General features: G+C 46.4%; 21 protein-coding genes. 10 read left to right on the top strand and 11 right to left on the bottom strand.

Translation table 11 applies throughout. The features are described from left to right. Positions 1-501 precede the first annotated feature (501 nt). From CA267_RS15300 to CA267_RS15250, 11 genes are all read right to left on the bottom strand, one after another. The gene (locus tag CA267_RS15300; RefSeq protein ID WP_075610215.1) at positions 502-2,403 is read right to left on the bottom strand and encodes a putative bifunctional diguanylate cyclase/phosphodiesterase; all 1,902 of its coding nucleotides are present in this window, start codon (positions 2,401-2,403) and stop codon (positions 502-504) included. Continuing rightward, positions 2,387-3,985 (bottom strand): sensor domain-containing diguanylate cyclase, encoded by a 1,599-nt coding sequence (locus CA267_RS15295; protein WP_075610214.1) that lies wholly within the window; start codon positions 3,983-3,985, stop codon positions 2,387-2,389. The genes CA267_RS15300 and CA267_RS15295 overlap by 17 nt, the downstream gene beginning before the upstream one ends. Next, positions 3,978-4,415 (bottom strand): type 2 periplasmic-binding domain-containing protein, encoded by a 438-nt coding sequence (locus CA267_RS15290; RefSeq protein ID WP_083638563.1) that lies wholly within the window; start codon positions 4,413-4,415, stop codon positions 3,978-3,980. Before CA267_RS15290 ends, CA267_RS15295 begins: the two co-directional genes overlap by 8 nt. Continuing rightward, entirely contained in the window at positions 4,415-5,677 is a 1,263-nt protein-coding gene (locus CA267_RS15285; RefSeq protein WP_075610213.1) for a hypothetical protein, read from the bottom strand. Before CA267_RS15285 ends, CA267_RS15290 begins: the two co-directional genes overlap by 1 nt. A 517-nt stretch (positions 5,678-6,194) precedes the next feature. Then, a complete protein-coding gene (locus CA267_RS15280; protein WP_075610212.1) occupies positions 6,195-6,494 on the bottom strand; it encodes a type I-F CRISPR-associated endoribonuclease Cas6/Csy4 in 300 nt (99 codons plus the stop codon). Between the two features lie 147 nt (positions 6,495-6,641). Further along, a complete protein-coding gene (secF, locus tag CA267_RS15275) occupies positions 6,642-7,583 on the bottom strand; it encodes a protein translocase subunit SecF (RefSeq protein WP_075610211.1) in 942 nt (313 codons plus the stop codon). Positions 7,584-7,593: 10 nt separating this feature from the next. Next, complete coding sequence (secD, locus tag CA267_RS15270; protein WP_075610333.1) at positions 7,594-9,438, bottom strand: protein translocase subunit SecD; 1,845 nt, start codon at positions 9,436-9,438, stop codon at positions 7,594-7,596. 52 nt (positions 9,439-9,490) lie between these two features. After that, positions 9,491-9,826 carry a preprotein translocase subunit YajC gene (yajC, locus tag CA267_RS15265; protein WP_075610210.1) on the bottom strand — a complete coding sequence of 112 codons (336 nt, stop codon included), beginning with the start codon at positions 9,824-9,826 and terminating at the stop codon, positions 9,491-9,493. A gap of 27 nt (positions 9,827-9,853) precedes the next feature. Beyond that, positions 9,854-10,966 carry a tRNA guanosine(34) transglycosylase Tgt gene (gene tgt, locus CA267_RS15260; RefSeq protein ID WP_075610209.1) on the bottom strand — a complete coding sequence of 371 codons (1,113 nt, stop codon included), beginning with the start codon at positions 10,964-10,966 and terminating at the stop codon, positions 9,854-9,856. A 157-nt stretch (positions 10,967-11,123) separates the two neighbouring features. Further along, complete coding sequence (gene queA, locus CA267_RS15255; protein ID WP_075610208.1) at positions 11,124-12,170, bottom strand: tRNA preQ1(34) S-adenosylmethionine ribosyltransferase-isomerase QueA; 1,047 nt, start codon at positions 12,168-12,170, stop codon at positions 11,124-11,126. 150 nt (positions 12,171-12,320) lie between these two features. Next, positions 12,321-12,584 carry a DUF6471 domain-containing protein gene (locus CA267_RS15250; RefSeq protein WP_232367560.1) on the bottom strand — a complete coding sequence of 88 codons (264 nt, stop codon included), beginning with the start codon at positions 12,582-12,584 and terminating at the stop codon, positions 12,321-12,323. Positions 12,585-12,768: 184 nt separating this feature from the next. Here CA267_RS15250 and CA267_RS15245 point away from each other — a divergent pair, with 184 nt between their 5' ends. From CA267_RS15245 to CA267_RS15200, 10 genes are all read left to right on the top strand, one after another. Next, the gene (locus CA267_RS15245) at positions 12,769-13,158 is read left to right on the top strand and encodes a DUF2170 family protein (RefSeq protein ID WP_075610206.1); all 390 of its coding nucleotides are present in this window, start codon (positions 12,769-12,771) and stop codon (positions 13,156-13,158) included. A gap of 23 nt (positions 13,159-13,181) precedes the next feature. Further along, positions 13,182-13,862 (top strand): PspA/IM30 family protein, encoded by a 681-nt coding sequence (locus tag CA267_RS15240; protein WP_075610205.1) that lies wholly within the window; start codon positions 13,182-13,184, stop codon positions 13,860-13,862. A 114-nt stretch (positions 13,863-13,976) separates the two neighbouring features. Then, positions 13,977-15,029, top strand: a complete 1,053-nt coding sequence (locus tag CA267_RS15235) for a potassium channel family protein (protein WP_232367559.1) — start codon at positions 13,977-13,979, stop codon at positions 15,027-15,029. Between the two features lie 2 nt (positions 15,030-15,031). Further along, the gene (locus CA267_RS15230; protein WP_075610204.1) at positions 15,032-15,679 is read left to right on the top strand and encodes a YjfK family protein; all 648 of its coding nucleotides are present in this window, start codon (positions 15,032-15,034) and stop codon (positions 15,677-15,679) included. Between the two features lie 12 nt (positions 15,680-15,691). Beyond that, positions 15,692-16,108: a DUF350 domain-containing protein gene (locus CA267_RS15225; protein WP_075610203.1), complete on the top strand. Its 417-nt coding sequence runs from the start codon at positions 15,692-15,694 to the stop codon at positions 16,106-16,108. Positions 16,109-16,118: 10 nt separating this feature from the next. Further along, a complete protein-coding gene (locus tag CA267_RS15220) occupies positions 16,119-16,733 on the top strand; it encodes a DUF1190 family protein (protein ID WP_075610202.1) in 615 nt (204 codons plus the stop codon). After that, entirely contained in the window at positions 16,734-17,909 is a 1,176-nt protein-coding gene (locus CA267_RS15215; protein WP_075610201.1) for a glutathionylspermidine synthase family protein, read from the top strand. It begins immediately after the preceding gene. A gap of 5 nt (positions 17,910-17,914) precedes the next feature. After that, positions 17,915-18,454 (top strand): rhomboid family intramembrane serine protease, encoded by a 540-nt coding sequence (locus CA267_RS15210; protein WP_075610331.1) that lies wholly within the window; start codon positions 17,915-17,917, stop codon positions 18,452-18,454. Between the two features lie 44 nt (positions 18,455-18,498). Next, positions 18,499-19,212 carry a VC0807 family protein gene (locus CA267_RS15205; RefSeq protein WP_075610200.1) on the top strand — a complete coding sequence of 238 codons (714 nt, stop codon included), beginning with the start codon at positions 18,499-18,501 and terminating at the stop codon, positions 19,210-19,212. A 265-nt stretch (positions 19,213-19,477) separates the two neighbouring features. Then, a complete protein-coding gene (locus CA267_RS15200) occupies positions 19,478-20,137 on the top strand; it encodes an ABC transporter ATP-binding protein (protein ID WP_075610199.1) in 660 nt (219 codons plus the stop codon). Positions 20,138-20,139: the final 2 nt, after the last annotated feature.

Here is a 20,139-nt window from a genome sequence, read left to right as displayed (position 1 = left end):
TGAACAGCATTTGGCATGGAAACAGTCTTCAATTCTGACGTACTCCCTTCCCAAATCAAACGTCCAACGCACTAATCCAGTTGTTGTGCAGTCGGTTGACCACTCCACATTGTCATTGGCGTGAGAGGGAAAGACACTAATCATCCCAAGCAGTACAAAACCCATCCTTATTCTTCGCATCGTTTTTCCGATAGCTTCTTTAGTAGATGCCAAGAATACTCTTCACAGCCGTTTTCAACAGAAAGTGAGTAATATTCTTGGTCTTCTATCACATGAAAATTGGAAGGTCTGGCTGGATCGTCATCAACTACCATATTTTCAATATGAACTCGCTTCTGTTTACCAAGCTATCTTCCATTAGATAATGGCCTTCGATGTCAGGTAACTCATTTACCCAAGATTTAATAGTATCCATCTTGTTTCCTATTCCGATTCCTCAGTTGGCTTCACCTGAGGGAAAAATCATATACGTAATAGAACAGAGTTCAAAAAGCGGCAGCCTTACGCCGCTTGAGGCTGGTCCCTCACAAACTGAAAAAATTCACCGGCCGGTAGAGGGGGCGACCAGTAGAAGCCCTGCCCGTAAATACACCCCTGCTCCCGGAGCAAAGCGGCTGTTTGCGCATCTTCCACACCTTCGGCTATATTTTCTAAATCCATTACCTGACTCATTTTTATAATGGCACTGACGATATGTTGCTGCTGGGGGTTTTGCACCATTTCCCGCACAAACGACATATCTATTTTTAATGTCGAGGCATTAAATTTTGCAAGGTAGTTGAGGTTGGAATAGCCGGTACCAAAATCATCAATGGCAAAGTTGACGCCCCGCTCTACCATCGCGTGGACCTGCTGCTTAACGTGATCAGGATCATCAATAAACAAAGATTCGGTGATTTCCAGCTCAAGCAAATTGGGATCAAGCCCGGATTTCTGTAGGGCGCGAAAAACATGGGTAGGTAAGCTTCCCCGTTTGAACTGTACCGGCGACAGGTTTACAGCGACCGTCATTCCATGCAGCCCTGCCTGTTGCCAGCGGGCGCATTCCAGGCAAGCGGCTTCTAATGCCCAGCGGCCAATTTCAACTATTAAACCGGATTCTTCCGCCACCGGGATAAATTCTTTAGGCAGTAAATAATTGCCGTCTTTTTTCCATCTTATCAGCGCCTCTGCACCCACAATTTGATTAGTGGCCAGCTCAACTTTTGGTTGATAGAAAAGCTCAAACTGATTGAGTTCAATAGCAGTTTTTAATTCGTGAGTAAGCTGCAGCTTACGCTGAATAGCGTCTTTCATATCGTTTTCAAAGAAGCGATAGGAGTTCTGCTCGTCTTTTTTCGCCCGGTAAACCGCGAAACTGGCTTTACGTCTGAGCTCCTCAAAGTCTGTTCCGTCAAAAGGCGCAGCGGCAATACCGAGCGCGCAGCTCATTTCAAAATCAAAGTCGGATATGGCCAGTGGCATGATGGTGGAACGTATCGCCTGATGACAAAAATCGTTCAGGGATTCAAAATCCGGGGCCTGTTTGATGAAGGTAAACTCGATACCGGATGTACGATAGACTCGGGTGCTGTCATCTTCAAGCTTGATGTAACGTTCAGACAAAGAGGCCAGCACCGCATCTCCCAGCTTGTGGCCCAAGGTGGAATTGATCCAGTCGAAGTTGTTCATTCGCAGAATAATAAAACCAACCACCTGGGCTTTTTTATGTGCGGATAAAACCACGCTACCAAAATCCCGCTTACATTTCTCACCATTAGGCAAACTGGTCTGCTCGTCAAAAAGTAAGCGGGATTCTGCGTCTTTGCGGATAAGTTCGGTGCGCTTTTTCTGATCTGTCAGCCGCTGCAGCAACCCTTTCACGTAGTGGGTGATAAGTATGATGCCCAGGCCATATAACAATAACATCAGTGACATATCCGCAGCTTTGCGCCAGGCTGCTTCGGGCACATCATAAGCATTCTCAATCAAATCAATGGAGATAGCATAGGCAAAGAAATAAAAGCTGAACAGCATGTAGAACGCCAGCGGCAGGATTATGGTTTTGCCGCCCAGGAAGGAGGCAAAAATCAGCACGCCAGGGTAAAGGAACAGCGCCGTATCAAATAAGCCATCGTAATAGAATGCGATGGAGGATGCGAAGATGGTCACCGTCCATAACGACATTCCCGCTACCATGTTACTGGTATCAGCAGACATGTATTTCAGCAGGATAAGGAAAAACAGGATGATGGTCGTCTGCTCAAGCAGCCACTCGCCTTCCCCCCGCCAGAGAGCGCTTACCGTAAGAATAATAAAGAGCGCGATAAAAACCACCAGCACCGCCCTGACTTGGGCGACGCGGTAGGTGATATCAGGCAGCAGCGCGTTTAGCGAGGTAAAAAAGTCAAACCGACTTTTCACGAACAGACGCCTCCCCGACCAGTTCGTTGGCAAACTTCAAAGAAAGACCGGGATGATCGTCTTTCGTTTTCTTTACGTCATACATGGCGTTGTCAGCCAAATTGATGATCGTCTGCAAGTCGGAGGAATCCTGCGGATACATTGCGGCGCCTATACTCGCACCAATGGTCACGTTTTGATTAAACTTGCGTAAGAAGTAGGGCCGCCCGATCCGCCTGGCCAGCCTATCCACCAGGTCGCGGGTTTCATGGTGGCTGGCATTATCCAGCAGCAACACAAATTCGTCCCCGCCCCAGCGACAGCCAAAGTCCTGTGGCCGCAAGGTTTTTTTCATTCTGTCGGCCACAAAAATAAGGATCTCATCGCCAGATTCGTGCCCGTAAACGTCATTGATTTGTTTAAACCAGTTCAGGTCTATTAGCACCAGCGCGAACGGCTTTTTGTTGTCAATAAACTGGTCGAGCTTCTTCTCCAATCCCTGACGGTTGTAAAGGTTGGTCAGCTTGTCGAAGTCAGCCTGATAGGCCAGCGCTTCCAGCTCCTTTTTCCGCTTGGAAATGTCATGCAGCGTGATCTGGTAGTACTCCCGCAAATCATCACTGATTATGGATGTCACCACTACCTGAACCCACAGGGATAGCTCCGGGTCCTGGCTTTTAAGTTTAAATTCCCCGGTGGCTATTTCTTCGTTGGCGAAAGCCAATTCTACGGTTTTTGAAAGTTTGGATGGCTCAGCAAATAAGCCTTCCAACAGCGGCCCAAAACTTTTACGCAACGGCAGTTCCAGTCTTTCGATGATTTTTTCAAAAGCGGCATTAAACAGCAGGATGTTACCCCGGGGCTCCATCAGCACAATAGGAGAAAAGGAATTTTCAAATAGCATGCGAAACCGTTTTTCCAGCGCTTCAATTTCACTTCTTAGCTGTCTTTCCTGGGAAAACTGCTGCTCGGTTTTATCCAGAAGATTGTTGATGTCTCGCACCAGCCCCCCTAGCTCACTGTGCTGATGAAATTCAGGTACAGCAAGGCGGTTGCCTTCACCGGGGGTGGTCTTGTGCAGTGACTGGGCTATTTTTATCATCGGCCGGGTAATAAGCAAAAATGCTACACAAATGGCCACCAGGGTGACCACAAACGCCTGTATAATCATAGCTTTGGCATTATCTAAAGCGAGTTGCCGGGCACGGGATTCAATAAACTCCAGATTCGGCTCAATAGCCAATGAGCCTATGGTTTTTTCCTGCTCGAACAATGACTGAACAGCAAAAACCCTCGGCTCTACCGATAGACTTTCATTACCGGATACAGTGATATCTTCAAAGGACATGGTGGCATTTAACACCACATCATTGGTGGTTAAGCCGGTAACCACTTCTTTGGCCAAATCGGCATCAGCCAAGTAGGCGGCAGTGGCGGCAGTGGTTTCAATGGTTCGGTAAAGGCTCTCAATATTCTGATGAGCAATTTTTACCTCCTGATTGTACGTCAGGCGATAAAACAACTGGGTTGAAAGAAAACCTATCGCAACAGCGGCAAAGCCTATTACCACCGCCAGGCGAATCAGCAAGCCGCTTTTATTCATCGAAACTGTAAACCACTTTTACCGACGGCGTGATGCTCTGTTTACTGACATACGCGATACCGTTTTCTGTCCGGGAGACAAAATCCAGTATCGCCTGCTCATCTTTATACTCGCTGGGGGGGCGGGCTTTACCGGAGAACTTCACTCTTGACCAGTACGCATTTACCCGGGCCAGCGGCATACCAACCAGTTCGCGATAAAACTCTTCCCGCGCTCCAGCATTTCCCCCAATATCTACCGGCACCGCCGGTGCACCATTGGGGAAAGCCACAAATTTGCCCATAAACATATCGATAAGCTGGGACTTACTAAGGACGATGGTGGGATTATTTTTATGTACCACCACCACCAGCTCCGTACCGGCTACCACTCGCGTAGCGCCAATTGCCGCTATCACCAGCATTACAATAAGTAACTTGTGCCAGCTCATCAGAAAAGAAAGCTCACGTTGGTAAAGAGTGTATTTACATGACCGCTGTTACAACTGCAGTAGTTACTGGGATCAGCAGGTTGCCAGAAAGTGCTGCCGTCTTTACTAATCCTGGTGTGGTCCCATTGCATCTTTAACGACATATTTTCAACGAAATCCCAGCGCCAGCCAACAGACAGTGTTTTTTGATTGTGATTGTAGTAGTTCAGCAGGAATTCGGCGCCTTCGTACAGCATGTCCGCGCCGGGAATCTGAGCCAGCGCTACAGTGTCAATATTCTGCTTTTCCAAATTAAAGGGTTTTGTATCGGCAAACGCTAAGGTAGCAAAAAAATTATGATTCGAGACATGATAAATTGCACTAACATAGCCGCTGTAGACATTGCGAATGGTCAGGCTGTCAGAGCTGACCTTCGCCATCTCAGACATTACAGTCACTTTATCGAAACGATATTGTCCACTGATGGAAGTATATTTTCCCTTGCGGTTATCTAAGTCCAGATAATGAGCAAGTTGTAGCGCATTCGGCCAGATAAATTCAGAGCCCGGGAGTTGTTCAAGTAACTCCATTCCCTCAATGAGAGGCTGTACGATTGTGGAGTCAAATTTCACCTGGGTACTGTTAAACGCTATGTCCCAGCTCATTGCAGAAAAGTCGATAGCAACTCCGAACACATCATCGAACTTCAGCGGCTCGACATTTTTAGAGCTATAAGCAGTAAGAACCGATTCTGTGCTGCCATAGAAGAATTTGGCCGAAACAGTAATTTCGTCAGTGAGAGGTCTGCGGTAACTCACATCCACACCATCAAGAAAACGGTGTGGAAAAATCCCATATATTTCGTTTGGCACGTGCGCCCAGGGATAGGCAAAATTAATATCCCGATATTCGGTTACTAAAAACAAATCAAAAGCAGTTCTACCGGCGCGAAACGACCAGTTGGGTTCGGGAGTATAACGAACAAATGCCAGGTTTAAGGCTGAGTCTAAAGTGAAGTTTTCCTGGTCACGATAAATGCCCTGCACCACAAAATCCAGCTTATCAGTGGCTAAAATGTCCAGCTGAACACCGAGATTGGAAGATTCGCCAAAATCAAGTTCGTCAGCGAAAACACCACCAGTTTTGGAGTAATCGGCGCGATATCCAAACACCCCGGAGTCTGTTTTTACTACACCTAAAGTCCCGTAACCCGAAACTTCAAACTGCGGTGATGCTGCCGCCCCAGCGGTCAACAGAAACAACAGAACAAAACATTTAGCCATATATACGCAAGCCCTAACCCATAAGTAAGCGACTTCCTTGTTTTGCCACTTGGTGATGTAGTTAAAAGATAAAATCGCACTCTCAAAAAGAAAGGTGCAGGTATGAATAACGCCGTTGATGGTTTTTCTAAAAAACCGTAGGGATACTGCCAAATTTAGCCCAAAGTATCAAAACTTGTTAGGCATTTTTACCTATACCCGTGTGTTGATTTTAATCCTGTTCCTTTGAAAAACGTTGCCTGTAAGCTGCCTTTGCAGCAGCGGGATATCTTTCGCTTCTACCCGTGGGATCGCGGAACATGTGTTGAAGTCGCCGATCTTATCGCTGGTATACGATGTATTCCCGAAGGTACGGGGAAAACGTTTTTCACGACAACGGGAACCAATGAAACAAATTTCGGTTGTTGACATGGATCAATTTTAGACTGTTGTTGACAGGGGGCACGCCTTTGAATTTCTAAGCCGCCTGTGCGCCGGTGAAGGATATTCAGCGTGATTAGCAGTATTCCATGTTTTTCTAAGCCGCCTGTGCGGCGGTGAAGTAGTGAAAGTTACTATCAATTAACTGATTGTTGAGGAGCTTTCCGTGCGATCGTTCAATTACCTTTTTTAAATTTCTCAAAAAAGGGTTAAAGTGAGGTACAGGTGTTGTTGCACTTAATCCATATTTGGAAAAGTAAATATCGTGTGTATAAGGTGTCTCGACAATAGCTTGCTTTATAAACAGAGGAAATTGTTCACGAATCGACTGACTTTTAATCCGAACAAACGGTAAATCAACTTTTTCCGCTACTGACCCGGGTATCTGCTGGAGCATCCATGCTCCAGAAGTTCGGCTAAGAAATATCCACTTATCGCTAGAAATAATCCGCGATCTCTCCTTAAGCTAAAACGAAAGCTAGTAGCACAGCTCAAAAGCTGAGAAAGCCGCAAGAGCGGCTTTTTTTTAAGACTTCATCCAAAATTAAAGCAGAGAATCCATATCCTGCCCTTCTTTTTCCACCTGAGGCGGTATGAGGTCTTCCTTACTGATCCCAAGTGCAAGTGCGACTGAACTGGCAATGTAAATGGATGAGTAGGTTCCAACAACCACCCCAAATAACAAGGCAGTAGCAAAGCCGTGGATCAGCGCGCCGCCTTTATAATATAGAGCAACCAACACCAATATGGTGGTCAAAGAGGTAATTACCGTTCGACTTAATGTCTGCGTAAGGGAGATATTGATGACTTCCACAGGCTCAGCTTTACGAATTTTGCGGAAGTTTTCCCGAATCCGATCACAGACTACTATAGTATCGTTAAGTGAATAACCAATTACAGCAAGTAGCGCGGCTAACACTGTCAGGTCAAATTCAATCTGTAAAAAAGAGAACAACCCTAAAGTAAGAATAACGTCGTGAACCAAGGCTGCGACAGATCCCAGTGAAAAACGCCATTCGAATCGCATAGCCACGTACACCAGAATACACAGCAGTGCTACGAGCATAGCTAAACCGCCCTGCTCCGTTAGCTCATCTCCAACGTTGGGGCCGACAAATTCAATACGACGCATTTCTACATCAGACCCATCAGCGCGCAAGGCTTCTAAAACCTGATTACCAATAGTGGCTGCTTTTACCCCCTCTCTGGGCGAAATGCGTATCAACACATCTTCACTGGTACCGAAATTTTGTACCACTGCATCTTCAAAATTAGCAGCAGTGAGTTCGTGCCGGATTTTGGTTAAATCTGCAGATTGGCTGTAACCGACCTCTATTAATGTCCCACCGGTAAAATCCAGGCCCCAGTTCAGGCTGTTTACACCCAGCGAAACCAGCGAGCCAATTATCAAGCAGGTCGACAAAATCATGGTGGGTATACGCAGACGCATGAAATTGACGGTTTCGGATAAATTTAGTATTTGCATAATATGCTCCTTAAATCGCCAATTTCTTCACTTTACGTCCACCCCATACCGCGTTAACAATAACGCGAGTTACCACAATGGCGGTAAACATGGAGGTCGCAATTCCTATCATCAGCGTGATAGAGAAACCTTTAATTGGGCCAGTACCTACAGCGAACAGAATTAAACCGGCAATAAAGGTAGTGATATTTGCATCCAGAATAGTCGAGAACGCGCTGTCATATCCCTGGTGAATAGCTTGCTGTGGGCTTCTTCCGTCACGAATTTCCTCGCGTATCCGCTCAAAAATAAGCACATTGGCGTCTACCGCCATACCAACAGTCAAGACGATACCTGCCATACCCGGTAGCGTAAGAGTAGCACCAGGAATCATCGACATGACACCAATGATAATGACAAGGTTGGTTAACAGCGCAAAATTTGCTACCAGCCCAAACGCTTTATAATAAATCAGCATAAAGACAAGAACAGCGGCAAGCCCCCACAGAATGGCTTGCATGCCCAATTCTATGTTTTCCTTACCCAGGCTTGGCCCGACAGTCCGCTCTTCAACAATCTGGATTGGCGCAATAAGAGCACCAGCGCGTAGCAGTAGTGACAAGTCTCTTGCTTCTTTGGGCGAATCCAAACCGGTGATACGGAATGAACTTCCCAGCTGAGCCTGGATAGTCGCAACACTAATGACTTCTTCGTGCTTTTCAAATACCAGCTTACCGTCAGCATTACGCTCGCCAGTCGACTTATACTCGATAAATACGGTTGCCATTGGCTTACCGATATTGCCCCGCGTCGTGCGCGACATTTTATTTCCACCTTCAGAATCCAGTGAAATATTAACCTGCGGAATGCCATATTCATCAACACCGCTGTTAGCATCGATAATATGATTGCCGGTTAACATAATTCGCTTTTCCAGCAACTGCGGACGGCCTTGCTGATCCTCAATTACTTGTGAGCCAGCAGGAACACGGCCGTTCAATGCGTCCCGCACGTCGTTGTCCTGATCTACCAGACGAAATTCCAGCGTGGCGGTAGCATTCAAAATTTCTTTTGCGCGGGCGGTATCCTGAATGCCTGGCAGTTGCACAACAATCCGATCCGCCCCTTGTTTTTGCACCAGCGGCTCTGCAACACCAAGTTGATTTACCCGATTCCGAATAATAGTAATATTCTGCTTAACCGCGTTTTCGCGTATACCCTGTAGTTTGGCTTCAGAAAATGATGCACGCAGCACCATGTCGTCCACTTCTTCAAACGTTAAATCAGGATTGCGGTTACGTAGGAAAAACTGCGCTTTTTCAAGAGTTTCTTCATCCCGAAAATGAATATCGACGTGATTCTCACGCTGCTGCACTGTGCGATAACGCAGCTTTTCTTCACGAAGGGCTGTACGGAAGTTATCTTGCGCATCTTCAAGAGATTTGCTGATGGCTTCGCTCATGTCCACTTCCATTAAGAAATGCACACCGCCGCGTAGGTCCAAACCCAGCTTCATGGGCGTACCGCCCAATTCTTCCAACCACTGAGGGGTATCCGCCGCCAGGTTCATTGCCACCGAATAATTAGTTCCTAAAGACGTTTCCAACAGCTCTCGGGCACGCAACTGCGCGTCAGAATCATTCAAGCGAACGAGAATTTGTTCATTTTCAAATTCAATACGCTTAGGCGTAATATTGTTATCGGCAAGGGTTTTCTTAACATCATCTACCATTTGCACAGTGACGTTACCGTCCCGGCCAGCAGAGATCTGAACAGCGTTATCTTCGCCGTAAATGTTGGGAAGAGCGTACAAGGTGCATAAGCCAATGATCACGATGACCAGTAGCACCTTCCAGATAGAATTCTGATTTAACACGTAAAATTCCTTGTTCCGGTTACCGGGATGCATCCCGGCCCCGGTATTTCTCTTAGATTGACTTCATGGTGCCTTTAGGCAGAACAGCAGTCACAGACGACTTCTGCACAACAATATTGCTGGTATCATTCAGCGCAATTTCGATAAAGTCTTTATCTTCTGCTACTTTAATGATGCGTCCCACTAAACCGCCTTGAGTGAGAACTTCGTCGCCTTTACTTAATGAAGAAACCAGATTTTTGTGTTCCTTTACGCGTTTGGCTTGCGGACGGTATAGCAAGAAGTAAAAAATCAGACCGAATACACCCAACATAATGAGCATTTCGTAACCACCGCCTTGCGGTGCGCCAGATGATTGTGCGTAAGCGTTAGAAATAAATAAGCTCATATTTTTCCTCGATAATTGTCTTTGTTGTTATAACGCCGGTACCGGCATGTTCTTTTGTTCGTAAAAAGTTTCTACAAATGCGTCCAGCTCTTCTTGCGCGATGGCATCACGTAGCCCCTGCATCACGCGCTGATAATAGCGGAGATTGTGGATGGTATTAAGCCTTGCACCCAAGATTTCGTTGCATTTATCCAAGTGGTGGAGATATGACCGCGAATAATTTTTACAAGTGTAACAATCACAGTTTTCATCCAACGCGGCGGTATCGGTGCGATGCTTGGCATTGCGAATTTTAACCACGCCTTCGGTCACAAATAAATGGCCATTGCGAGCGTTTCGGGTAGGCATTACACAATCGAACATATCAATACCACGACGAACGGCCTCAACAATATCTTCAGGTTTACCCACTCCCATCAGATAACGCGGCTTATTCTGCGGAATTTTTGGCGCGGTATGGTCGATAATCCGAATCATATCTTCTTTGGGTTCGCCAACGGATAAACCACCAATGGCATAGCCGTCAAACCCGATATCTTCCAGGCCTTTAAGCGAAACATCACGAAGACTTTCGTACATCCCGCCTTGAATAATGCCAAATAATGCAGAAGGATTATCACCATGTGCGCTTTTACTGCGCTTGGCCCAACGCAACGACAACTCCATCGACAATCTGGCTTCCTGCTCGGTGGCGGGGTAAGGCGTACATTCGTCAAAAATCATAACGATGTCAGAGCCTAGATCCCGCTGAACGTCCATCGACTTTTCCGGCGTTAGCAGAATTTTCTCACCATTAATGGGCGAACGGAAAGTCACGCCCTCTTCAGTAATTTTACGCAAATCTCCCAGGCTAAAAACCTGAAAGCCACCAGAATCAGTGAGAATAGGTTTATCCCAGTGCATAAAATCGTGTAAGTCGCCATGCTGGCGAATGATGCTGGTACCGGGGCGTAGCATCAAGTGAAAGGTATTTCCCAAACAGATGTGAGCACCGCTGTCGCTTAGCTCTTCTGGCGTCATTCCTTTTACTGTGCCATATGTGCCTACCGGCATGAAGGCGGGAGTTTCCACCACGCCACGCTCGAACACCAGCTTGCCGCGTCTGGCTTTCCCATCGGTATTTAACAACTCAAATTGCATGAAATTGGATTTCCCATAACTGAGCGCACTTCAGACGCTGCGGGTCAAAATAAAATTGGCGGGGATTATACCAGTTCTGCGTGATAGATCATGTATTGCGCACCAACGGAAAGCAGAAAAGGCCATTCCTTATCGCACCGAATGCAATATCTACCGTTTACCCATCGGCTTTTTCAATAAACATGCTGTCACCGTAACTAAAGAACCGGTACTCCTCTGCAATCGCTTGCGCGTACGCCTGCATAACATTGTCCCTGCCTGCAAATGCGCTGATCAGCATCATTAACGTCGATTCAGGTAGATGAAAATTGGTAAACATGGCATCAACCACTTTAAAGCGGTAGCCGGGATAAATAAAAATATCGGTGTCGGCGAAAAAAGGCATTATCAGTGACTCAGACGATTCCGCCACAACCGCTGCCGATTCCAGCGATCTGACTGACGTCGTTCCTACTGCTATTACCCGCTTCCCTGCTGCTTTCGTTGCCAATACTGCATCGACGACGCTCTGACTAACCTCTGCATACTCTGCATGCATCTTATGTTCAAGAATGTTGTCCACTCGCACAGGTTGAAATGTACCAGCGCCAACATGTAGCGTAACAAAAGCCAGATTTACGCCTTTTTGGCGCAACGCCGTAAGTATGGTGTCATCAAAATGAAGACCCGCAGTGGGCGCAGCCACTGCGCCTGGCTTCTGGTTATAAACTGTCTGGTAACGCTCTTTATCGCTGTTTTCATCAGGCCTGTCGATGTAAGGAGGCAATGGCATATGGCCATGAGCCTCAAGAATTGCCAGCACCGGCGTATCGTGGTCGAACCGCAAATGAAATAAAGCGTCAAGGCGACCAATAACGGTGGCGTGAACCGCCTCTTCCAGCACTAATTTAGTGTCGGGTTTAGGCGCTTTGCTCGCTCGTACGTGGGCGTAAACCGTATTATCCGGCAAAATTCGCTCCACCAAAACTTCGACCTGTCCGCCTGATGCTTTTTTCCCTTTCAGCCGCGCCGGCATGACGCGAGTGTTGTTAAAAACCAGCAGATCCCCTTCTTCTACCAGCGACAGCGTTTCTTCAAACTGACGATGGACAACATTGCCGGTTTTGCCGTCGAGATGCATCAACCTGCTGGCTGAGCGTTTTTCAGTGGGATATTTGGCGATCAAATGATCGGGCAACGTAAAAGAGAAGTCGCTTAATTTCATTATTTACTTAACTACCAGAGTTTACGGATAAGAAAATCAGATACGCGTCATTTTATGGTAATTCGGCAAGTCTTGATACCTTTCAGGCAAGACTAATACTAATCCATATTGATGTGTGATCTCTCTACGTGAATTAGTAGAAACCGAAGCTTACCCTTTTTCGGCATCGAGTTCAGCCAGGATCTCTTGCAAGCCTTGTACTGTAATGGGTCTGGCATTTAACACCAGCAAAATTTGCAGCAGCAAGTCTGCGCCCATAATTCCTTTATTGACTTTGTTTCGTAAATTGTCCGCGCTTTGTTCTACACCCACTTCCAGTAAACGCTCACTCAAAGACTGGTACTTTACGCCTCGTAACGACATTTCTGACTTAACAATTCGTTGAACAAGTTGCCGCCAAGCATTTTTGGTCATAATAAAAACCACCATTTGTGAACTATAATTTACGAAAAAACATTTTATTACACATTAAGCGCGTATTTATTATTGACGATTGCACCCCATATTGTCTACACTGAATTCGTGAATATTGGCGAGCAGACAAAATACCGTTACAGTGGGCTCGACAAATTCGCTTCAATCGTAAAGGAGAAACGTTATGACGTGGGATCTGGACAAAATTGATTCCCTCTTGCAAGGCCACGATGATTACGTAATTACTCGTGAAGAAGACTGTTTACTTATAGCCAATCAGGACGGTATTGATGCCTGGCTCGCCATAAGTGGCGAACAAATATTGGTTGAGAGCCTGCTGTTTTCTTCTTCGCAGGTAAAGAATAAAGCAGCGTTGGATCATGAAATTCTGTCCACGCACATGGTTTTCCCACTTACCACCGTGGGTATTTCAACTATTGGTGGTGAAGAATATTACACTGCCTTTGGCGCGCTAAGTGCGCAGTCGAAAGCGGAAAGTATTGTAATTGAAGTAGAAACTCTGTTTCAGAATGTTGCATCGTTCCTTGATGCCTATGAAACGCATCTTAAATAATGGTTTAGTGACAGGAGAAGCGAATGTCAGTTTGGAAAAAGCTTATTACAGCCGTTAGAGGTGGCGCTAACGAAGCAGCCCAGTCAGTGGTTGATAGTCAGGCCATTAGAATTCTTGAACAGGAAATCCGCGAAGCGAAGGAAGAACTGAGAAAATCAGATCATGCCCGCACGCAAATCCTGGCCAAGTGCAAATTATCCCAGCAGAAAATTGATAGCTTTAATGCGTCGATTTCAGAGTATGAAGCCCACGCTCGCAAAGCAATTGATAGCGATAGAGAGCTGGCACTGGAATGTGCGCAGAAAGTTGCTGATTTAAAAAGTGAGCGTGAGCAGGAACAGTCTTACTTGGATCAGTTCCAGCAGTCAGAAAAGCAACTGGCCGGTAACATTCAACAGGCCAAAGCGAATTTGCGTCGTCTGGAGCAACAGGTTGATATGGTTAAAGCCACAGAAAGCGTGCAAAAAGCGCAGGTTGCTGTGTCTTCCAGACATATGGGTGCAAATAGCAAAATGAAAACGGCGACAGAATCATTGTCCCGTATTCAGGAAAAGCAAAAAATGAAAAATGCTGAACTTCAGGCTGCTGAAGAGCTGGCCAGCGAAGAATCCAACGGCGATTTAGAAAAGCGCCTCGCGGCTGCCGGTATCAAAGGAGGTAAAACCTCTGCTGATGACGAGTTAAGTCGTATTCTAGGCAAGTAATGAAAACCAGGGAGCGCTTATGTGCTCCCTTTTTTTATCTTCATATTGTTCAGCAGGCTGGTTTAAAGGCATACTGAATTCAACAATTAAAAAAACAGGAAGTTAGTGTAAGCCATGCAAACTTGGGCGCATATTCGCAGAGTCATGTTGAGTTACTTCTCTGAATCCCGCTGGTACACTATTGCTGCAATCGCGCTATTCTATGCTTTCTCCAGTTGGATATTATTACGCGCAGTGGGAGAAACTGCTCTTACTAGCTCTGTTGATTATCTGTATTGGTTAGCGGTTACTGCCTCCACAGTAGGCTACGGGGACTTGTCACCCGTATCACGACCGGGAAAACTCATCGTTGCGCTTTACGTAATTCCGCTGGGGTTAACTATTTTTGCAATGGTAGTCGGACGGCTTGCAGCCTGGGTGAGTAATCAGTGGAAAAAAGGATTAAAGGGCATGAAACAACTGCATATTAAAAATCATATTCTGGTTATTGGCTGGAATGAGCAAAAAACACTATTGCTGCTTGATTTGCTATTAAAAGAAAGAGATGCGCTGCCTGATCATCCGCAAATTGTGCTGTGCGTGAAAGCAGACATTACCAATCCCATGCCTGACAAAGTGGAATTTGTTCGCGTAGAATCTTTTAACAAAGATGAAGATATGGACAAAGCCTGTTTACGTGATGCAAGTGTCATACTGATTGATAATCCACAAGATGACGTAACGCTGACCACTGCGCTTTATTGTAGTCAGCGTAACCCAAAGGCCCATCAGGTTGCCTATTTTACCGATGACAGCCTGGTGCCGTTGTTGCAGCAGCATTGCCCGAACGTAGAATGCACGCCCAGTGTGGCCGTGGAAATGCTGGCAAAATCAGCGTTTGATCCCGGTTCGAGCATGTTACACCACGACTTGCTGAGCGTGGATGCGGGGCAAGCGCAGTTTTCTGTGGCTATTCCACAAACTGGCCAAACGCTCACCGTCGCAGATGTGTTTATCAATTTGAAAAAGCATTACGATGCAATTTTCATTGGTTACGCGCCAGCTGGCGTTTATCAGAAACTGGTGGTGAACCCGGAATTTGAGGTGACATTATCACCCGGAGACAAATTGTTTTATATTGCCGAATCCCGTATTCGTGATATTGACTGGAAAAAATTAGGAGCCTGACCATGTTTGGCAAGTTGTTTGGAAAAGATAACAAGCCCAGCAAGCCTAAAGCACCTGAAGTAATGGGGCTTTACCTTGGTGGCTCATTTGAACTTGATAGCCTGAAGCTAAGTTTGCTCGAACCTGAACTGGTTATCGAAGCTGCAGCGCGGTCGCAGTTGATACAGGCTGTAGGTCACGCGCCGCTGGATTCAGGCGGCGACTTGTTAAGATTCTACACCGATGATGACGCCTTTTTACAGGTAGTGCTTGATGGCGGCATGAGCGAAAACCACATCACCGATGTCAAGCTTTGGCATTTTTATGAGACCAAGACCATCGGCAGCGATTCGCAGTGGCAGGACTGTCTTAACAATATTATTTCGCAACCTACGTACTCACTGGAAGGCCATACCTACACAAGAGTATGGGAAGCAGTTGGCGACGTTTCTCCGCCCGTCGCGGTGACAGAAACCACTTACGAAGAAGATGGTGACGTCAGTACCACGGATCAGTTTATAATGCTGTATGAGCGCCCACTTGATAATGATCGTACTGAATCTTTACTTGTCGTAGGCGAAGAAAAAGTAGTAGGAAATAATCTCGATCGCTGTCTGGTCATTAGCACAGGCTTTGATATTCAACCTGCTGATATTCAAATTAACGGATAAAGGAAAACCCGCATGGAACACGTAATGAACTCACTGGCAGGGCTTGACAATTTTGCTCTGTACTTTGCTATTTCTGTAGTCTTTTTGTTTATCTTCAAAATTGTGTATGCCTTTGTTACCCCACACGACGAATGGAAACTGGTGAAAGAAGATAAAAATGTTGCCGCTGCCGTTGGTTTTGGTGGTGCGCTGATTGGTTTTTCCTTAGCGCTTTCTGGCGCTGCCGCCAATTCTTTATCCATTATCGATTTTGCTATCTGGGGCGTAGTAGCCATTATTGCGCAATCTCTTGCCTTCGCTTTGCTGCGTTTTACATTCATGCCCAAAATTGCTGAGCGGATCAATAACAACGAAGTTTCTGCTGGCACTATGTTGGCGGCAATGTCGATTGCCGTAGGATTGCTTAACGCCGCTTGCATGACCTATTAGGAGGTTTGCTATGAGCCAACGAAAACGCACAAAACACATTGACCTTGCGCACATGCGTAAGGCGTTTTCTCTAAAACCCCTGGCGGTAGGCGTAGCGGGCGTGATGATGACGGGCTGCGCGGATAATCGTCAGGACGCCACTATTTATGCCTCGCTGGATGAATGTAAAAGCGCCAACCCGGATGCAGCAGCAAAATGTGATGCGGCGTATCAGACAGCCGTTGAAGAAGCCGAGCGGACCAGTCCCCGTTTTTCAACCGCTAATGATTGCGAATACGAGTTTGGTACAAACCAGTGCCGCCAGGTTGAAACCAGCAGCGGCAGCTTCTTTATGCCGTTTATGGCTGGCTTTATGGTCAGCAATCTATTAAATCAACGGCCCTATTACTCGCAGCCGCTTTACACCTCGTTTTCACGTAATTCACCGTTTCGCTCGCGCTGGGTTACTGCTAACGGGCAAGTGTTTGACGGCGATATTCGCAAGCGGAATTACAAAGTATCGCCTTCGGTGTACAAAGCCAAACCGACAGTAACTCGCACTATGAGCCGTGGCGGCTTTGGCAGTTCCGTTCGCGCTAAATCCAGTTGGGGAAGCAGCAGCCGTGCAGGAGGCTGGGGCGGATAAGTGTTAAGAATTTCGATAAAGCCGCGGCCAAACTGGCAACAGCTGGCCGCCGAATTCGGCTTTCATTTTCACACCATGTACGGTGAGCCTTATTGGGATGAATCCGCTTATTATCAGCTCACTTTGACACAAATCGAGAAGCACATTGAAGATCCTACCGAGGAAATTCATCAGATGTGTCTGGCTGCGGTAGAAAACGTTGTTAACGATGAAACGTTGCTTCGGCGTTTTCAGATACCGGAGCCTTACTGGGATTTGCTAAAAGCTTCCTGGGCTACCAGGCAACCGTCGCTCTATTCCCGCCTTGATCTGGTGTACGATGGCTCAGGACCGGCAAAATTGCTGGAAAACAACGCCGACACCCCCACATCGCTTTACGAATCCGGCTTTTGGCAATGGCTGTGGTTGGAACAACAAGTCGACCGTGGCAACATTCATCGTAAAGCCGATCAGTTTAACTCTCTACAAGAAAAGCTCATCCACCGCTTTGATGAAATCGCGCGTTTCCACCAGATAAACCAGATGCATTTCGCTTGCTGCAAAGATACAGATGAAGACAGAGGCACCGTACAGTACTTGCAGGATTGCGCTGCCGCTGCTGGCATAAATACAGACTTTGTATTTATTGATGATATTGGTTTAGGAGACACCGGCGTATTCACTGACTTAGCCAATATGCCGATAACCGACTGCTTTAAGCTGTATCCATGGGAATTTATGCTCAGAGAGTCGTACGCTGATGCGCTAGCTGACGCCAATGTCAATTGGATTGAGCCATTATGGAAAGCGATAATTTCTAATAAAGCGTTATTGCCTTTGCTGTGGCAAATGTTTCCTAACCACCCTAACCTGCTGCCTGCATACTTTGCCGACGACTTTTCATCATTGGCCAAGGGATCAGACTCAGGTAAGTGGATAAAAAAACCGCTTTTCTCCCGTGAAGGCGCTAATATTTCATTATTGGAAAATGGCAGAGAAAATCTGCTGTCGGATGGCCCTTACGGCGAAGAAGGGTTTATCATTCAGGCATTTCATCCGCTACCACGGTTTGAGAACAACTATACGTTAATCGGCAGTTGGTTAATCGATGATAAACCCGGCGGCATTTCAATTCGAGAGGATACCTGTGAAATCACTCAGGACCTGTCGCGCTATCTGCCCCACATAATCTTATGAGCCAAATGCCACTGTTAAAAACACAATTGCGATTTTTGGCTAGCGTTGCCGCCATTCTGATCGCCATTGAAATTGTTAATCTGCTGACCGGCAACAGCCTTAACCGGTTTGGTGTTATTCCACGCTCGTGGCACTATATCGGCCAGATTTTTACCGCACCGTTTTTACATGGCTCACCGACTCATCTGGCTGCGAATCTCATGCCGCTGCTGCTGTTTATGTGGCTTACGTTACAGTGGGGTCAAAAGCGTTTCTTCTATATTACCCTGTCAATATTTGTGATTGGCGGTCTTGGGGTTTGGCTGTTTGGTCGCTCTGCAATTCATATTGGTGCCAGTGGCATGGTATATGGTTACTTCGGATTTTTGCTCCTCGGCGGATTCCGTTCCAAAAAGATCCCATACATGATTATTTCTGTACTGGTAGCCATATTGTATGGCGGTATGCTTATTGGTGTGTTGCCTTCCCGTGGCTTTGTATCGTTTGAATACCACTTGTTCGGATTTATTGGCGGTTTAATCGCAGCCTGGGCTTGGGGCAAGTAGCGATATCTCGTATACTGAACGCTCCTCGAATGTGAATAGAAGTTATGACCTCATCATCAAATGAAACAAATAAGCCGCAAAACCAGAATCAAGGATTCTTCGGTAATCTGGCTTTTAATATCGTTATTCCCGTAGTCCTTATGAGCTATGCTAGCTCGGAAGATTATCTTGGCCCGGCCTGGAGTATTGTCGCGGCACTGGCGTTTCCGTTTATATACGGCATCTGGGATTTAAAACAGTCTGGCAAAGTCAATGGCTTTTCCATCCTTGGTATTATCAGTGTGTTGCTAACAGGCGGTATCAGTTTGTTGAAACTGCCTGCCGAATACATCGCCATTAAAGAAGCTGCCATTCCTGCTCTTATTGGTATTGCTGTGGTGATCACTCAGTACACCAAAAAGCCGTTAGTCAAAATGCTCATTCTAAATGATCAGATAATTAACTGGCCTCACCTTAATCGCGTGCTTGAGCAAAAAGGCAAGGAACATGAATTCAATCGTAAGGTTGCAGTCAGTTCGTATATCGTTGCAGGGTCTTTCTTTTTATCTTCAGCCCTCAATTATATTCTGGCTAAAATGATTCTGGTGAGCGAGCCTGGCTCCACCGCCTATACTGAAGAACTTGGTCGCATGACAGCATTGAGTTATCCGGTAATAGTGATTCCCAGCATGATTTTGTTGGTAACGGCGCTGTGGTATTTGTTCTCACAGATTTCAAAAATTACAGGTGAAGAACTGGATAATTTTCTTAACCACTAATTCCCTGGTCCCGAATCTTCAGCGCTTTTTCACGAAGATCTCTTCAGCAGCACGGATGCGGCTGCAGATCACTTATAGGTGAATTTCGCGTGTTAAACCCAGAGGCTTTGCCCCGTGGTATCTGCCCCTTTCCGCTGCGCTCCAAGGTTAAGAAAAGCTGGTTAACATCGCTTTACGTAGCCGCTGTAGAAAGTAAGCGCAGATCAAGACGGATTAGTATTACGTATAGCAATACAACACTTTGCCATAGCGTTTGCCTGTCTCAATGTTACATATTCAACACTTATCCCGGCGTTTCCCGGCGCACACCGCGCCTATTTTAAGCAACTTGTCGCTGCAACTGCCAGCTGGAGAATCTGCCAGTATTCAGGGCGCATCGGGTTGTGGCAAATCAACGTTGCTTGCCTTAATAGCCGGTTTTGATAAGCCTGATTCTGGCGACATCCGTGTCGATGATACTGCAGTGCATCAGTTATCCACATCCGGGGCAGATGCGTTTCGTGCCAATCATCTGGGCGTAATATTTCAAAATTTTAATTTACTGGAATGCTTTAACGTATGGGACAACGTAGCGTTTACGGCGCGCCTTAAAGGGAATTTTGACCCCGCGTTGCAACGGCAGTTACTGCAACAGTTAGGCATAGATCAGCTAGCGAATAATGCAGTCACCTCCCTTTCCGGCGGCGAACAACAGCGTGTAGCTATTGCTCGGGCGCTAAACCATCGCCCTTCGTTAATTCTTGCTGACGAGCCCACCGGCAACCTTGATGAAGCCACCAGCGATAATGTTATAAGCTGCTTATTTAATGAATGTAAGGCTCGCCAAACCACGTTAGTGTTAGTGACTCATAGTCAGGAAGTGGCTTCGCAAGCTGATCATCATTATCTGCTAACTCACGGTGCACTATCGCAGATGATAGGATAACC

The sequence above is a fragment of the Alteromonas pelagimontana genome, from assembly GCF_002499975.2.
GTDB lineage: Bacteria > Pseudomonadota > Gammaproteobacteria > Enterobacterales > Alteromonadaceae > Alteromonas > Alteromonas pelagimontana.
The sequence above is the reverse complement of the archived record's forward strand: the minus strand, read 5'-3'. Positions and strand labels throughout refer to the sequence as shown.

Excerpts from the sequence above, each read along its gene's own strand:
- CA267_RS15250 (WP_232367560.1), bottom strand. The coding sequence starts at position 12,584 with ATGACCAAAAATGCTTGGCGGCAACTTGTTCAACGAATTGTTAAGTCA.
- CA267_RS15225 (WP_075610203.1), top strand. The coding sequence starts at position 15,692 with ATGGAACACGTAATGAACTCACTGGCAGGGCTTGACAATTTTGCTCTG.
- CA267_RS15230 (WP_075610204.1), top strand. The coding sequence starts at position 15,032 with ATGTTTGGCAAGTTGTTTGGAAAAGATAACAAGCCCAGCAAGCCTAAA.
- tgt (WP_075610209.1), bottom strand. The coding sequence starts at position 10,966 with ATGCAATTTGAGTTGTTAAATACCGATGGGAAAGCCAGACGCGGCAAG.
- secF (WP_075610211.1), bottom strand. The coding sequence starts at position 7,583 with ATGCAAATACTAAATTTATCCGAAACCGTCAATTTCATGCGTCTGCGT.
- CA267_RS15220 (WP_075610202.1), top strand. The coding sequence starts at position 16,119 with ATGAGCCAACGAAAACGCACAAAACACATTGACCTTGCGCACATGCGT.
- CA267_RS15295 (WP_075610214.1), bottom strand. The coding sequence starts at position 3,985 with ATGAATAAAAGCGGCTTGCTGATTCGCCTGGCGGTGGTAATAGGCTTT.
- CA267_RS15235 (WP_232367559.1), top strand. The coding sequence starts at position 13,977 with ATGCAAACTTGGGCGCATATTCGCAGAGTCATGTTGAGTTACTTCTCT.
- CA267_RS15290 (WP_083638563.1), bottom strand. The coding sequence starts at position 4,415 with ATGAGCTGGCACAAGTTACTTATTGTAATGCTGGTGATAGCGGCAATT.
- queA (WP_075610208.1), bottom strand. The coding sequence starts at position 12,170 with ATGAAATTAAGCGACTTCTCTTTTACGTTGCCCGATCATTTGATCGCC.
- CA267_RS15240 (WP_075610205.1), top strand. The coding sequence starts at position 13,182 with ATGTCAGTTTGGAAAAAGCTTATTACAGCCGTTAGAGGTGGCGCTAAC.
- CA267_RS15210 (WP_075610331.1), top strand. The coding sequence starts at position 17,915 with ATGCCACTGTTAAAAACACAATTGCGATTTTTGGCTAGCGTTGCCGCC.
- CA267_RS15205 (WP_075610200.1), top strand. The coding sequence starts at position 18,499 with ATGACCTCATCATCAAATGAAACAAATAAGCCGCAAAACCAGAATCAA.
- CA267_RS15200 (WP_075610199.1), top strand. The coding sequence starts at position 19,478 with ATGTTACATATTCAACACTTATCCCGGCGTTTCCCGGCGCACACCGCG.
- CA267_RS15245 (WP_075610206.1), top strand. The coding sequence starts at position 12,769 with ATGACGTGGGATCTGGACAAAATTGATTCCCTCTTGCAAGGCCACGAT.
- CA267_RS15280 (WP_075610212.1), bottom strand. The coding sequence starts at position 6,494 with ATGCTCCAGCAGATACCCGGGTCAGTAGCGGAAAAAGTTGATTTACCG.
- CA267_RS15285 (WP_075610213.1), bottom strand. The coding sequence starts at position 5,677 with ATGGCTAAATGTTTTGTTCTGTTGTTTCTGTTGACCGCTGGGGCGGCA.
- yajC (WP_075610210.1), bottom strand. The coding sequence starts at position 9,826 with ATGAGCTTATTTATTTCTAACGCTTACGCACAATCATCTGGCGCACCG.